Below are 13461 nucleotides of genomic sequence, written 5' to 3'. Positions count from 1 at the left end.
ACCGGAAACAGTTAATTCTGAACGGATTGGGTGGCTGCCTTGCCCGGCACGGCGGCGCTGGCCTTGGAAGCTTGGGTGGGCTGGATGATTTGGCCTTCCTGCAAATGGTCGATGCCTTGCAGCACGATCCGGTCGCCGTCTTTCACGCCCTCGCTCACCAGGTAGTTGGCTCCGCTCTTGCCCTGAATGGTAATGGCCTGGCGGCTGACGCGGTTGCTGTCGCCCACCGCGTACACGAACACGCGGTCCTGCAACTCCACGGTGGCGGCAGTGGGGACCAGCAGCACATCAGGGTGCTGGAGGGCCAGTCGGATGGTGCCCGTGTTGCCCGAGCGCAGCAGCCCATTGGCGTTGGGGAAGGTGGCGCGCAAGGTCACGGCCCCCGTCGTTTTGTTGAACTGCCCGTCCACCATGTCCACCTTGCCGCGCGTGGGGTAGGTGCTTTGGTCGGCCAGCACCAGGGCCACCGGCGGCAGGTGCGCGAGCTTGTCTTGCAGCGTCCGGCCGGCGTACTGTTTGCGGAAGGTGACAAAATCGTCCTCGCCCAACGCGAAGTAGGTGTGCACCTCGTGCACATCGGAGAGTTGCGTTAGGGCCTGAGCATCGGTGGGGCCTACCAGGCTACCCTGCTTGGTTTGCAGCCGCCCCAGGTAGCCACTCACTGGAGCCGTAATGGTCGTGTAACCAAGGTTGATCCGGGCACTGCTAACCTCGGCCTTGGCGCGCTGCAAGTTGGCTTTGGCGACGACCAGGGCCGCCTGGGCCGTTTGCAGTTGCACCTCCGATACGACCTTGTTCTGCACCAGCGGAGCGAATCGATCGACCTCCACTTGCGCGCTGGTCACCGACCCAGCGGCCGCTTGCTGGGCCGCCAACGCATTATTCAGCCGCTCCCGGTAGGGCGCGTCGTTGATTTTGAACAGTGGCTGGCCTTTGCGCACCGCTGCGCCCTCATCGACCAGGACACGGTCGAGTACCCCCGCGACCTGCGCCCGAATCTCCACGTTGACGACGCCCTCAATGGAAGCCGGGTAATCCTGGTACGTGGTTTCGGTACCGGTATGCAGGGCTTGTACCGGCAGGGCCGGCGGGGCCAGGGCCTGTTGCGGGGCTTGCTGCTCCGCACAGCTCGCCAGCAGCACGCTGCCGGCTAAAAGAGAAGATAGTTTCATCAGTAAAAGCAACCCAAGTGAGGGTAATGGGGGAAGTGGTGTGCGTTGATAGGCTACGAATAGGCGCCAATACATCATCTGATAAGCATGAGATTATGTAATGAGGCAAAAAAAACCGGGGTAAAGCCCTTTGCTGGCAGCCACTAGCTTTCCTGCTAAGCATCAGCAAAGGTATCGGCTATAAATGCATAAGCAACCAATAATGTTTTAAAAAATAAAAACCCGTTGGCGATACCACCAACGGGCTGAGAATGGGCCAAGGAATTAACGTGGAGTTACTGCCGGTTTAAGCAGTTGCAGGAAATCTTCCAGCTCCTTTAGCTTTTCAGCATTAATGGACATACACATGTTCCGGCCTTCCTTGTGCGATTCCAGTAAACCCGCCTCGCAGAGGGCTTTTAGATGCTGCGACATGGAGGGCTGGCTGATAGGCACGTACTGAAATAAGTCGGCACACACCGTGATATCTCCTTTGGCAATCTCCTGCAACAAGCGAAGACGAGTAGGGTCGCTCAGCGACTTAGCTAACTTGACGAGGGACTTGGTATCCATGGAAAGTAAAGATAAGCAATGTTTTTACCTCATGCGCATGAGTTAATGTTTTGTAACTGGTAGCGTGTCGAAATGGTTCTGGCTAGCGGGCGTATTAGGCGCAGTTGAGATGAGGCATCTATTCAAAGCCAATAGTTAGACTCTTGTGAGGTGGTCGAGTTCCGCTGGACCGTTTGAGGCCATAAGGAAGGCACAGAATATCATCGTGGCTGTTGCAGAACGTATGACCTATTCGGCGTTGGGTTTCGGAGCAAGCAGCTGCAAGGCCAGAAGCAGTTCACCGATCAGCAGGTCACGCGCTTTCGGCTCTCCGAGCGCGTACCAGCATTGGACGGGACTCTTTGGTGCGCGAGGCCCCCGCGCCCGTCTGATAAGCAACAAAACGCACTACAGTCCGACCGATCCGGAAGCGCGCATTTCTATCAAGCTCGGCAAACCGCGCGCCTTGAACTACCACTGCAGCCTGGCCGTGGACACGGCCCATGGCGTGATCAGCCACGTCCAGGCCGACTTGGCCGATATCCGGGACTGTGTGTACCTGCCTAAACTGGTTACGCACCTGCGCCAGCGCTTGCTCGCCCAGGGCGTGCCCCTGCAAGACCTGGTAGCCGACACCAATTACTCGACCGGGGTGAACTACGCTCTGCTCGAGCAGCAGGGCATCACGCCCTGGATCCCCGTCTTTGGCAACTACAAGCTGGTCGTGGAGGGTTTTCCCTATGATGCCCAAGCAGACTGCTTCACCTGTCCGGCCGGTAAGTTTCTGCCCTTTCGGAGTTACGAGACGAGTCTGGATGGTGGCCTGTTCAAGCCCTACCGCGCCTCCACCCGCGATTGCCGGCTCTGTCCGCGCAAAGCCATCCGTGCCCCTAAAACCAACAAGCGCAAGGTGACACGCACAGCGTATGACCCGCACTACCGCCGGGCGCTGGCCCGCCAGCAGAGCCGATAAGGGCACCGGATGCGGCTTGTGTGCCAAAGCACGGTGGAGCCCGTCTTTGGTAGCTTGCTCCAGCACTACGGCCTGCGCCAGGTCAACACGCGCAGCCGGGCTAGTGCCCACAAGACGATGTTGCTGGCCGCGATGGCCTACAATCTAAGAAAAGCTTCTCACATATCGGTCCCAACAGCGGGTAGGTCTCGCCGTCGTCCTGCCCAGGCCCCCGGCACCGCCTCCAACTGGTTTTTCCAGCCCTGAATCAGGGACTATTGGTTGATAGACGAATTACTACTTGTCACGGCGCTTAACAGGCGAGAGTTCTGCAACAGCCACTATGAGAATCTGAGCCATCCTTACGCCCCAAATAAGTCACTTTTACTGGGCCCTCTCAAGGCCGAAGCCCCGCGGTCAAGGTCGTCAGGTAGGTCGCGAAGAGCTCATCGAGGTTGATTTCCTGGTTTTCGGTTAAGTGTCCGCCGCGGCTCACGATGAGCTGCATAATCCCGTAACTGCTCGCCCACATGATATTGGTCAGCAGCTCGGCTTTAAGATCCGTCCGGATAGATCCGTCCTGCATGCCTTGCTCTAAGAGGTGCATGACCAACTCCCGAATAGCCGTGTTGGTGGCATACAACGTTGCTACGTTCGTACTAGGAAAGGGGGATTCAAAGAAGGCGATGAAGTCGAAGTAGGCGGGGTGAGCCAGGCAAAATGCGTAGTACGCCTGCGTCAAGCGCAAAATCTTTTCCAGCCCCGTGGCGGCTGCTGCCGTTACCTGCACAAATTGCCCGTGCATTTCCTGTAACGCCCGCTCATTGATAAGGAGCATGATATCCTCTTTGCTGCGGTAGTGCCGGTAGAGGGTGCCCTTCGCCAACTCGGCCACGGCGGCAATATCATCCATCGTCGCCGCGACCAAGCCTTTTTGTTGGAACACTTGCTTGGCTGCCGCTAGAATGGCCTCTTCCCGCTGCTTTTTCTCGCGCAGTTTTCGCTCTGCTACTCCCATAAGTCAGAATAGTCAGTTTGTGACTAGTAAGTCAAAAGTACGGTCTTTTGACCCAGCAGGTAAGAGTTTATCAGTTAACCACTCTACCCCGTTGCCCAGAGGGGCGTGGGAAGGAGCTGCTATGGCTCGTCCGGGGCCCATCCGGTAGCTTGTGGACCAGGCCCGAAGCGCAGCCTACTCGCCGGCCGACCTGAACGGTTATGCATAAGGCAGAAACGAAGTGCCCCCTATCGTGCGGGGACTCGTCCGGCCGAACGAGCCCCCGCACGATAGGGGGCGTAACATACTAGCGTAGCGAAGAATGGGACAGCCTAAAACCGCTAGGCAGCCGCTACGAGTGGGGCTGCGCCCTACTTTACCGCCAGCATTTTTTGCGCCAGCGCCGTGAATTCCTCATCCAGTTGCTTTGCTTCTTCAACCGAGGCCTGCATCTCCCGGGCCGTTTGGGAGAGGCCGACGGCCTCCGCGTAGGCTTTGAGGGTGCCGAAAGAAGCAATCCAATAATGCAGGGCCAGTTGGCCGCTGGCAATGATTCCCAGGTCGCGCACCTCGTCCGTCTGCGCCTCGCTGCTGATTTCTTTGCTTACCCGGTAGTGGGCTTCCAGCACTTCGTTGGGCCGTTCGGCGACGCCCCCTACTTCGGTTATGGCCCGGTCAATACGCTGCGCCCATTCTTTCGACGTGGTATTGCCTTTGTCGAGCAGCGCCAATAAGTCGGGGTGGCTGGCATTGTTCTGAATGTCGGCGGTGGACTCAGCGCCTATTTTGCTGCCGGCTTTATCGGCGGCCAATCCTTGTTTAATTAGTTCTTTGAGGGCTTGGGATTCCATGAGAAAAGAAAGTTAGGTGGCGGTAAGAACAGCTTACTTGGTTGCAATAACGGAGAAAACAGTAGCTAGTTGCACTAACAGTTAAAAAATGACTATTAGTCACAATATGTTCTTTTTACCCTTAATTGCTTTCTGGTTCTGGTGATCAGGCCGTCGCTAGAATTGCTCCCCTGTTGCTTGCGCCAAGGCCGCCTCGGCAACGCGGTATTCCACTTTCGCATCAAGCAACTCGGTGGCGGCACGCTGACTTAGGGTTTGGGCTTCCAGTAAATCAACGAGCGGGAGCAGGCCGGCGCGGAAGCGGTTGTCGTTGAGGCGCAGATTTTCCTGAGCCTGCGTCAGCGTGAGGCGCTGCAACTCGATGCGCCGGGCCGCCTGGTTGAGGCGCAACAGGGCGCGGCTCACTTCCAGCGTTACCTGCTGGTGGGCTTCCGCCAGGTCGGCCCGGCTGGCCTGGGTTAGGTAGCGCCGCTGGCTTTCCAGCAGCCGGTTTTCCTGCCAGTGCACCAGCGGCAGATTCACGCTGACCAAGGCGTAGGCGGGCGTATTGTTGGCTTCGGGCAGCAGAAAACCGGGCTTCTGCCGCAGGTACAAGGCGTTAACGCTGGCGTTGATTTGCGGCCATCGGGCACTGCGGGCCACCTCCAGTTGCAGGGAATCTGCCTGGTTGGCGAGGGCGAGTCGGCGCAGGTCCGGCCGCTGCGCCCGGGCCCGGGCCGCGTAGTCGGCGGGGCTAACCGTCGCAAACTCGCCCTCGACGGAATCGGCTAGGCGCAACGAGTCGCCGGCCGGTCGCCCGATCAGCTGGCGCAGCACCAACTGGATGAGAAGCGCGTCGTCGCGGGTGCGCAGCAGCCGTACTTCGGCGTCGCGCAGCTGGACTTGGGCCCGCAGCAAATCGGCTTGGTAGGCCAGGCCCGCCCGGTATTTGTTGTCAACGTCCCGCACCAGAGCTTGCAGCTGGGTCCGGTTGCGCTCGGCCAGCATTACGTGGTCGCGCAGGGCAACGGTTTGCCAGTAGGTCTGGTCGGTTTCGGTTAGCTGCTGCTGCCGGGTGGCTTGTACGGCGGCGGTGGCCACCTGGGCCGTTACGTCCGCGAGGGCGGTTTGGGCGCGGAGGCGTCCGCCCGAGTAGAGGGTCTGGGTGAGGCCTACGCCTGCCGTGACGCCCTGCGTATTCAAGGTGTTGCCTAAACCGTGCACATAGTAGCCGGTGCCACTGAAATCCAGCTTGGGCAAGCGGTTGGTTTTTGTGGCCTCGTGCCCGGCTTCGGCGGCCCGCTGCCGCCGGCCCGCGGCGGCCAGGCGCTGGTTGTGTTCTAGGGCTAATGCCCGGCACTCGGCCAGGGAAAGCGGGGCCAGGGCAATGGGCGGCGAAATGGGGGCAAGGGCGGGCCCTGATTGGGCGTAAAGGCCCGGGGCTGCCAGCACCAGACCCACGTAGAATATGACTTTCATGTAGGGAAAAGCTAATTGGTGGCCAGCGTTAAGGCGGGCTGGTCGTCGTCAGGCGTCGCGGCCGGCGTCACCTGGCGCTGGCCTTTCAGGGACTGGTAGTAGAGGACGGGCACCACGAACAGGGTCATGACCATGGCGACCATAATGCCAAAGGCAATCACGCTGCTCAGCGGCGACCACAGAGGCGACTTACTCAGGATCATCGGAATCACGCCCACGGCGGCGGCCGATGAGGTCAGGAAAATGGGCCGCATCCGGCGTTGCGCCGAAGCAATGGCGGCGTCCTTTACCGAGTAGTTGTGTTCCCGCACCAACTCATCGGCGTAATCGACCAGGATGATGCCGTTGCGCACCACAATGCCCAAGAGGCTGTTGATGCCCAGGAAAGCCGTCATGCCCAGCGGGTTATCGGTGATCCAGAGGCCAAACATGGCGCCCGGCAAGCTTAGAAAGAAGGTAGACAACACAATCAAGGCCCGGCCCACGTGGCGGAATTGCAGCAGCAGCGTGAGGAAAATCAGCAGAAAGCTCAAACCCAGGGCTAGGTTGGAGTTGGGGGTCGCGTCGCGGCCCGACTCGTCATCACCGCCGTATTCGAGGTGCGTGCCGGCCGGTAGCTTGAGGGCGTCGAGCTGGGGCTTCACGTCGCGTAGAATCTGGGCGGCTACCCGGCCAAAGTCGGTGTCACTGCTCACGGTGAGCGTGCGCCGGCCGTTGCGGCGCACGATGTTGCTCAGGTGCCAAGCGGGCACTACGTCGGCCACCTGCCGCAGGGGTACTTTCGTGTTGTACGCCGTCGTCACGTACACCTGGCGCACGTCGCTCAGGTTTTGGCGGTCGCCCTCCTCAAGCCGCAGCACGATGTCCAGGGGCTTGTCGCCTTCCCAGAGCGTGGATACGGGCCAACCCTTGAGGCTGCCGCCCAGGGTCTGCGCCACAGCTTCCTTGCTCACGCCCAGGCGGTCGGCCTCGTCTGGCTTCACCTGCACGGCCACGCCCAAATAGGAGTTGCGCCAGTCGTCGCGCACAAAGTGGGTGTTGGGAGTAGCGGCAAAAATCTTGGCCACCTGCTGGCCCACGGCGCGTAAATCGGCGGTATTTTCGCTTACCACGCGCACTTCCAGCGGGGCCTTGGTTTCTTTCCAGCTTAGGCGGCGGACCCGCACGGAGCCCTCGGGCACTAGTTGCTGGAGCGAGTGGGTGTACTGCTGGGCCAATTCCACGGTAGCTTCGCCACTAACCGTGTTGATGAACACTTGGGCGTAGTTTTCGGCCGGAGCCTCGGGGGCGTAACTCGAGTAAAAGCGCGGCGAACCGGTGCCAATAAAGCTAACCACTTGGCGGATGCGTGGGTCGTCCTTGATAGCGGCCGTCACGCGGTCCACGGCCTTTTCTGTCTGGGTTACGGGCGTGCCCTCGGGCAGCCACAACTCCAGGTTGAATTGGTCGCGCTCCGAGTAGGGCAGGTACTCGAACTTCACCTGCGAGCCGAACACGCCGGCCAGGACCAGGGACGAGAAACCCAGCGTAAGCACTAGCTTGGGGTGCGCAAAGCTCCAGTCCACGGCCCGGTTGAAGCGCTGCTGCACCCGGTCGAGCACCGAGAACTTGGTTGCCGGGGCCTCGGCCTGCTGGGTGTGCAGCCCCTTGCGAATGGCGAAGTAGCACAAGGACGGCGTGAGCAGCATCGACACCAGCAACGAGGTGGTGAGCGCCACGGCCACGGTAGCGGGAATGTGCATGGAAAATTCCCGCGTCAGGCCCGTGTACACGAGGGCCGAGGGCAGGAAGGCAAAGATGATGGCGGCCGTTGCGGCCAGGACCGGCACAAATAAGTCGGTAGCCGAGCGCCAAGCCGCCTGCCAGCGGTCCATGCCCTCGTCGAGCTTCTCCACGTAGTTGTCGACTACCACGATGGCGTCGTCCACGACCATGCCCAGCACAATCACTAGGGCCGCCAGCGACACTTGATGAATTTCCATGCCCAGCATGTGCAGCACGGCAAACGTGATAAGAATGGACAGCGGGCAGGCAATGGCTGAAATCAGAGCGATGCGCAGCGGCAGCAGCAGCAAAACCACCGCAATGACGGCGGCCACGGCAATACTGAGTTCCACGAAAAAGTCGCGCAATTTGTGGTCCACCACCCGCGGTTGGCTTACAATTTCCTGTACCTGCACGCCGGCCGGGAACGTGGCCTCCACCTGCTTGATGCGCGCGGCGAGCTGCTGCCCGAACCACACCATGTTGTTGCCCGGCTGCATTTCCACCGTCAGCATCACGGCCGAGTGCCCGTCGATTTTGATGTGCGAGGTTACGTCTTCGTTGCGACGTTCCAGTTGGGCCACCTCGCGTAGCCGCACCTGGCTGCCCGACGCCGGGTCGGCGTACACCACTTGGTTGGCCAAGGCCTCTTGTGAGCGGTAGAGCCCTTCGGTAAAGACGGGTACGTTGGCCTTAGGCAAGCTCAGCTCCCCGGAGTAGCGCACGTTGTTCTGGCGTTGGAGCACCTGCCCAATCAGCCCGAAATCGAGCCCGTACTGGCGTAACTGGTCAACCGAGGTGGTCACGTAGACTTGCTCGCGCTGTTCGCCGTAGCGCCGAATCTTCGACACCTGCGGCAGGGTCTTGAGGGCATCTTCCAGCTTGTCGAGGTACTCCTGGAGGTCGGCGTAGCTGCGGTCTGGGGCGGTTACGGCGACCATTAGCGCCGCCACGTCGCCAAACTCGCCGTTCACGAACGGCCCCTGCAGGGCCGGCGGCAACTGCTGCTTGCTGGCATTGAGGCCATCCTGCAGCTTGGTCCAGAACTTGTCGGTGTCGGTCACCCAGTCCTGCAGCGTCACGTTCACGACCACCGCCCCGGCCTTGGTGGTGGAGTAGGTTTTCTCCTTGCGCACCTCCTTGTAGCTAAAGAGCTGCTGCTCCAGGCGCTTGGTTACCTGGTTTTCCACTTCCAGTTCACTCGCGCCGGGGTAGGCCGCCAGCACCAGGCCCTGCCGGATGGTGATGCGCGGGTCCTCCATCCGGGGCATGCTGTAGAGGGCCCAGATGCCCGCTAGCGCCAGCAGCAGGGTAAGGCCAAACGTGACCTGCTGGTATTTCATGGCCGCCTCAATCAAGTTGAGGCGGCGCGGGGGTTGCTTGTTTTCCATAAGGGGGGGTAGGAAGAACTAGTGAATGATGCGGATGGCCTGCCCGTCGTGCAGGCGTTGCTGCCCCGCCATAATGATTTGCTCGTGGGCGGCTAAGCCTTGGCTTACCACCACCTGGTTGCCTTGTACTGGCCCGAGTACCACCCGGCGACGCTGGGCGGTGTGGCCGGCGGCATCGGCTACATACACCACGCTCGCGCCGTCGGCTTCCTGCACGACCAGTTGCGGGGCGACCGCTACCACGGGTGTTCCTTGCCCGGCCGGCAGCGGAATCTGCAAACTGGCCCGCATGCCCGGCAGCAGACGTAGGCCCGGGTTGGGCAGCAGCACTTTCAGTTGAAAGCTGCGCGAAGCGGGGTCGGCCACTGGGTTGATGACTTGCACCCGGCCCTGGAACTCGCGGCCCAGCGCCGGTACCAGCACTTGCACGCTGGTGCCCCGGCGCATCCACCCAATCTCAACTTCCGGCACCACGGCCTGCGCAAACACCTGCTCGGTTTTGATGAGGCGGAAGGCGGGCGCGCCGGGCGCAGCCGACACGCCGGGTTCCACCAGCTTGGCCGCAATCAGGCCCGCAAACGGGGCCCGCAAATAGGTGTCCGCGACGTGCTTGCGGGCCACGCGGGCAGTGGCTTCGGCCCGCTGCAACCCCGCAGTAGCCTGCACCAGTTCCCGCTCGGTTAAACTCTGGCCTGCAAAGAGCTGCTGCGCGCGGCGGGCGTGGTCGCGCGTTTCCTGCAAGGATGCGTTGGCCCCTGCCAGCGCGCTGGCGTATTCTTCCGCGTTTAGCTCAGCCAGCAGCTGGCCGGCGCGGACCTGATCACCCTCACGCACGAGCACCCGGCGTACCGAACCAGCTACGCTAAACGCGAGATCAGCTGTGTTTTCCGCCTCAATCGTGCCGCTGTAGGTTTGGGTTTGCGGCCTAGTGGCCGTGCCCACGGCTTGCACCTGCACCGCTATTTCCCCAAGACCTGGGGACGAGACGGCAGAGGCGGCAGTCACTTCTGCTGTATCTACGGGCTTCGAGCAGGCCGTGATGCCCAGTAGCAGTGCAAATAAGAGCCAACGAGGCGATTGGATGGGGATAAACATGAGAAAGGCAGACATAAAAGGATTAACGGTTATTACTAATATTCATAAAGTGACTGTTAGTCATAAATGTTTAAAATTGAGTAATCATCCAGCAGAGCGCATCTAAAAAGATATAGCAATAGGCGGGTAGCCATTAACTTGAAGAGCCCTCCTTATCATCGAGAAAAGGCAGGGATTGATCTCGTAAATGGATAAGGCACATTCTGAGCTGCTTCATCAAGCTTTCATTGGCAGTGGCACCGACCCTGACACCGGTTGGCGTGCGTCGCATGTCCCAACTGCCGAAATGCTGGTGTATCAACTGCACCCGATAAGGGCCCCTTATTGCCAGTATCCCGTTACCTAATCCGACACACAACAGCCTTGGACTCTTTATAAGGCGTCCTTTACAAAATGTCCAAGCAGACTCGCTAGGCCGGCTCTCAGTATCTTCTATTGACTATAATAGGGGTTCTCGGACTCACCTTGCAATAATGACGGTATTTGTTCCGACTGCCCTAGCCTTACATTGTGGTACTTTGGCAGAGGGTTAGGCGTTTACAAAACGCCTCAGCGTGCTCGTAGATGTTGGATCGTAGACCGGGTCCTGACTCTTGCCCTACGCTGGGTGCTGTCCCAGTCGTTTCACAACACCTATCTAGCCCTTTCTGTCCTTTTACCGCATGAACCCTACCCTTTCTTCCCTCATCGATTTACAGTTGAAAGGCTTTAAGGTGTACGAGAAAAACCTGACGCTGCCGCCGGCGCAGCAGCCCCTGCTAGCGGCGCAGATATTCAACCGACGTGATTATTACAAAGTGCTGTGGCTGGAGAGTACGTGTGTGCTGCGCTACGCGCACCACCGTCTGGAGCTGGATGGTTCATACCTGTTCTTTGCCAATCCGCACATTCCCTATTCGCTGGAATTGCGCACCAACCGGCTACACGCCTACGCCTGCTTGTTTACCGAGGAGTTTGTGAAAGGCGCCGACCGGTCGGAAAGCCGGCACCAGTCGCCCCTGTTTAAACTCCCGGCCCCACAAGCGGACTACGTCCGGGGGATATTTCAAAAGATGCTGGCCGAACAGGCCGGGGACTATCCGTTCAAGGGCGACCTGATGCGCACCTATGTGCAGCTGCTCATTCACGAGGCGCTGCACTTGCAGCCGGCGGATCCGATTTTCCAGCCGCAGAACGCCGCGACCCGCCTCACGGCGCTGTTTCTGGAACAGCTCGAGCGCCAGTTTCCGATCGAACTGCCGAGCCAGCAGCTGCCCCTGAAAACACCGCAGGAATTTGCCGACCGGCTGGCCGTGCAGGTCAATCACCTTAACAAAGCTGTCAAGCAGGTGACGGGCAAGCCGACCAGTGCCCACCTTGCCGGCCGCATCCTAGACGAGGCCAAGGCGCTGCTGCAGCACACCGACTGGAGCGTGGCCAGCATTGGCTATTGCCTCGGCTTCGAATATCCTACCTATTTCAATACCTTCTTTAAGAAGCACACTGGCGTTACGCCCCTCTCCCTCCGCCACAAGGCCTAAGCGCGCCGCGTGTCTTGCTGGCTCTTCGGCGCACCATAGCTGGCTGGGGTGGGGCAGCTGGCGGGAAGGGGTGGGCCTGGCATGTTTTGTATACTTTTTCGATTGATTGCTGTTACCCGCTTGGTGGTGAAGGCCCGGAACTTTGCGTCTGTATTAGAGCAAACACCGGATGAATCAGATGGAAAGCAACCACCAGCAGTACCACGACCTGGCCGGTAAAACGGCGTTGGTTACGGGCGGCACCAAAGGCATTGGCAAAGCCATTGCCAACAAATTAAGTGAGGCAGGAGCCCGGGTGATCATCACCGCCCGCCAGCATCCTGGGGAGACTAATTCGGGCCATCACTTCATCGAAGCCGATCTAACCCAGCCCCAACAGGTACAGCACCTCGCCCAGGCCATCCACGACACGTTTGGCGGCCTGGATATTCTCGTCGACAATATCGGTGGCGTGACGGCGCCTAGTGGGGGCTTTAGCCGCTTAACGGACCACGATTGGGAGCAGGAGTTGCAGTTTAACTTGCTGGCTACCATTCGGCTGGACCGCGCGCTGCTCCCCCCCATGCTGGCGAAAAAAAGCGGGGTGATTATCCACATTTCGTCGGTGGCGGGGGTAAAGCCCGTATGGTATCACAATTTGGCGTACGCCGTGTCCAAAGCGGGGCTCAATGCCTATAGCAAAGCCCTCTCGAACGAACTGGCCCCCCAAGGCGTCCGCGTGCTGACCGTCTCGCCCGGGGCGACCAACACGCCGCTGATGCAGGGACTTGTGCAGAAGGTTGCGGCCAGTTCCGGCCTCAGTCCGGAGGAAGCCTTTCAGCGAATGGCGACGCAAGCCGGCGGCATCCCCATGGGGCGCATGGCGGAACCGGAGGAAGTTGCTTCACTGGTCCATTTTCTGGTTTCCCCCGCCGCATCTTACTTGACCGGCGCCAACTATTTGATTGATGGGGGTACTGTGCCCGTGGTCTAAAGGTGCGTAAGGGCTGAACTCCGCAAGGTCGACCGACAACCCTGTGGAGTTCAGCCCGTCGGCAGGAGCCTATCTATTTCAGCGGCTGGCGTAAGGCTACTTCGTTAACAATTCTAGGCTCATCAGCGCGGGGCGGCAGGTGCCCGAACGCTTAGCGTAAGAGTATGTCCATTTACCAAGAGAACCCCAGATGCGACTTGTAGATTACCTAGTGTAATTAAAGCCAGCTATAGGCGCACGAAGGGTAGCCCAGCAGGCAAGTGTTTTCCACTAGAAGTGGGGCAGTTCTTCTTCCGAATGGGCGGATGTACACGCGAAGGCATCGGGTTGCCAGGATGGTGACGCTCGAGGTGAGCCGCGTTGCTGGACGAGGCCGCTACCCTGCTCCTTGATATTGCTTGGGGGTCACGCCGTAGAATTGCTTGAAGGACTGGCTAAAGCTGGACAGATGCTCGTAGCCGAGCTCGTCGGACAACTCCTGCACAGTGCGGTCTGCCTGACGCAGCAGGGTGGCCGCCTTTTCCATCCGCCGCGCCAGCAGCCAGCGGCGCGGGCTACTGCCGTAGAGTTAGGCAAAGCGGCGCTTGAAGGTGGACAGACTCATATGGCACAGAAAAGCCAGTTCCTCGACGGCAACCGGACTGCCGATATGCGCAGTAACGACTTGCCGGACCCGTACCTCCTCGTGGGCCTCCTGGCCTACACTGTGCAGTTGCTGGAGCTGCCCGGGGCACTGGAGGGCCAGGTACAGCAGTAA

13 protein-coding genes are annotated in these 13461 nt (G+C 59.8%); 5 read left to right on the top strand and 8 right to left on the bottom strand.

The genetic code is table 11. The features are described 5' to 3' along the window. Positions 1–11: 11 nt before the first annotated feature. Positions 12–1172, bottom strand: coding sequence for an efflux RND transporter periplasmic adaptor subunit (locus tag MTX78_RS14615; RefSeq protein WP_243795665.1), 1161 nt, complete (start codon positions 1170–1172; stop codon positions 12–14). Positions 1173–1436: 264 nt separating this feature from the next. Then, positions 1437–1724 (bottom strand): ArsR/SmtB family transcription factor, encoded by a 288-nt coding sequence (locus MTX78_RS14610; protein ID WP_243795663.1) that lies wholly within the window; start codon positions 1722–1724, stop codon positions 1437–1439. Between the two features lie 445 nt (positions 1725–2169). Between MTX78_RS14610 and MTX78_RS14605 the strand changes: the two genes are divergently transcribed. Further along, positions 2170–2676, top strand: coding sequence for a transposase (locus MTX78_RS14605; protein ID WP_243795661.1), 507 nt, complete (start codon positions 2170–2172; stop codon positions 2674–2676). A gap of 9 nt (positions 2677–2685) precedes the next feature. Next, positions 2686–2922 (top strand): transposase, encoded by a 237-nt coding sequence (locus tag MTX78_RS14600; RefSeq protein WP_243795659.1) that lies wholly within the window; start codon positions 2686–2688, stop codon positions 2920–2922. 130 nt (positions 2923–3052) lie between these two features. Here the strand turns inward: MTX78_RS14600 and MTX78_RS14595 are convergent, their stop codons facing one another. The 5 genes from MTX78_RS14595 to MTX78_RS14575 form a co-directional block, all read right to left on the bottom strand. After that, on the bottom strand, positions 3053–3673 hold the full coding sequence (locus MTX78_RS14595) for a TetR/AcrR family transcriptional regulator (RefSeq protein ID WP_243795652.1): 621 nt from the start codon (positions 3671–3673) through the stop codon (positions 3053–3055). Positions 3674–4023: 350 nt separating this feature from the next. Then, positions 4024–4503: a DUF892 family protein gene (locus MTX78_RS14590; RefSeq protein WP_243795650.1), complete on the bottom strand. Its 480-nt coding sequence runs from the start codon at positions 4501–4503 to the stop codon at positions 4024–4026. 156 nt (positions 4504–4659) lie between these two features. Beyond that, positions 4660–5961 carry a TolC family protein gene (locus MTX78_RS14585; protein WP_243795648.1) on the bottom strand — a complete coding sequence of 434 codons (1302 nt, stop codon included), beginning with the start codon at positions 5959–5961 and terminating at the stop codon, positions 4660–4662. Positions 5962–5972: 11 nt separating this feature from the next. Then, positions 5973–9116 carry an efflux RND transporter permease subunit gene (locus MTX78_RS14580; RefSeq protein WP_243795640.1) on the bottom strand — a complete coding sequence of 1048 codons (3144 nt, stop codon included), beginning with the start codon at positions 9114–9116 and terminating at the stop codon, positions 5973–5975. A gap of 18 nt (positions 9117–9134) precedes the next feature. Continuing rightward, on the bottom strand, positions 9135–10226 hold the full coding sequence (locus MTX78_RS14575) for an efflux RND transporter periplasmic adaptor subunit (protein ID WP_243795634.1): 1092 nt from the start codon (positions 10224–10226) through the stop codon (positions 9135–9137). A 647-nt stretch (positions 10227–10873) separates the two neighbouring features. Between MTX78_RS14575 and MTX78_RS14570 the strand changes: the two genes are divergently transcribed. Together MTX78_RS14570 and MTX78_RS14565 are read left to right on the top strand one after the other, a co-directional pair. After that, positions 10874–11731, top strand: a complete 858-nt coding sequence (locus tag MTX78_RS14570) for a helix-turn-helix domain-containing protein (RefSeq protein ID WP_243795627.1) — start codon at positions 10874–10876, stop codon at positions 11729–11731. A gap of 178 nt (positions 11732–11909) precedes the next feature. Continuing rightward, positions 11910–12704, top strand: a complete 795-nt coding sequence (locus MTX78_RS14565; RefSeq protein ID WP_243795625.1) for an SDR family oxidoreductase — start codon at positions 11910–11912, stop codon at positions 12702–12704. Between the two features lie 376 nt (positions 12705–13080). On the opposite strand, the gene MTX78_RS25445 is transcribed toward MTX78_RS14565, so the two are convergent. After that, entirely contained in the window at positions 13081–13209 is a 129-nt protein-coding gene (locus MTX78_RS25445) for a helix-turn-helix domain-containing protein (protein WP_394805617.1), read from the bottom strand. Here MTX78_RS25445 and MTX78_RS14560 point away from each other — a divergent pair. Then, positions 13153–13461 carry a hypothetical protein gene (locus tag MTX78_RS14560; RefSeq protein WP_243795623.1) on the top strand — a complete coding sequence of 103 codons (309 nt, stop codon included), beginning with the start codon at positions 13153–13155 and terminating at the stop codon, positions 13459–13461. The genes MTX78_RS25445 and MTX78_RS14560 overlap by 57 nt on opposite strands.

This window comes from Hymenobacter tibetensis, assembly GCF_022827545.1.
GTDB classification, from domain to species: Bacteria; Bacteroidota; Bacteroidia; order Cytophagales; family Hymenobacteraceae; genus Hymenobacter; species Hymenobacter tibetensis.
The sequence above is the reverse complement of the archived record's forward strand: the minus strand, read 5'-3'. Positions and strand labels throughout refer to the sequence as shown.

What these genes read in the sequence shown, in the direction of transcription:
- MTX78_RS14610 (WP_243795663.1), bottom strand. Translation starts at nt 1,724, where the DNA reads ATGGATACCAAGTCCCTCGTCAAGTTAGCTAAGTCGCTGAGCGACCCT.
- MTX78_RS14580 (WP_243795640.1), bottom strand. Translation starts at nt 9,116, where the DNA reads ATGGAAAACAAGCAACCCCCGCGCCGCCTCAACTTGATTGAGGCGGCC.
- MTX78_RS14590 (WP_243795650.1), bottom strand. Translation starts at nt 4,503, where the DNA reads ATGGAATCCCAAGCCCTCAAAGAACTAATTAAACAAGGATTGGCCGCC.
- MTX78_RS14595 (WP_243795652.1), bottom strand. Translation starts at nt 3,673, where the DNA reads ATGGGAGTAGCAGAGCGAAAACTGCGCGAGAAAAAGCAGCGGGAAGAG.
- MTX78_RS14575 (WP_243795634.1), bottom strand. Translation starts at nt 10,226, where the DNA reads ATGTCTGCCTTTCTCATGTTTATCCCCATCCAATCGCCTCGTTGGCTC.
- MTX78_RS14615 (WP_243795665.1), bottom strand. Translation starts at nt 1,172, where the DNA reads ATGAAACTATCTTCTCTTTTAGCCGGCAGCGTGCTGCTGGCGAGCTGT.
- MTX78_RS14565 (WP_243795625.1), top strand. Translation starts at nt 11,910, where the DNA reads ATGGAAAGCAACCACCAGCAGTACCACGACCTGGCCGGTAAAACGGCG.
- MTX78_RS14585 (WP_243795648.1), bottom strand. Translation starts at nt 5,961, where the DNA reads ATGAAAGTCATATTCTACGTGGGTCTGGTGCTGGCAGCCCCGGGCCTT.
- MTX78_RS14560 (WP_243795623.1), top strand. Translation starts at nt 13,153, where the DNA reads ATGCTCGTAGCCGAGCTCGTCGGACAACTCCTGCACAGTGCGGTCTGC.
- MTX78_RS14570 (WP_243795627.1), top strand. Translation starts at nt 10,874, where the DNA reads ATGAACCCTACCCTTTCTTCCCTCATCGATTTACAGTTGAAAGGCTTT.
- MTX78_RS14600 (WP_243795659.1), top strand. Translation starts at nt 2,686, where the DNA reads ATGCGGCTTGTGTGCCAAAGCACGGTGGAGCCCGTCTTTGGTAGCTTG.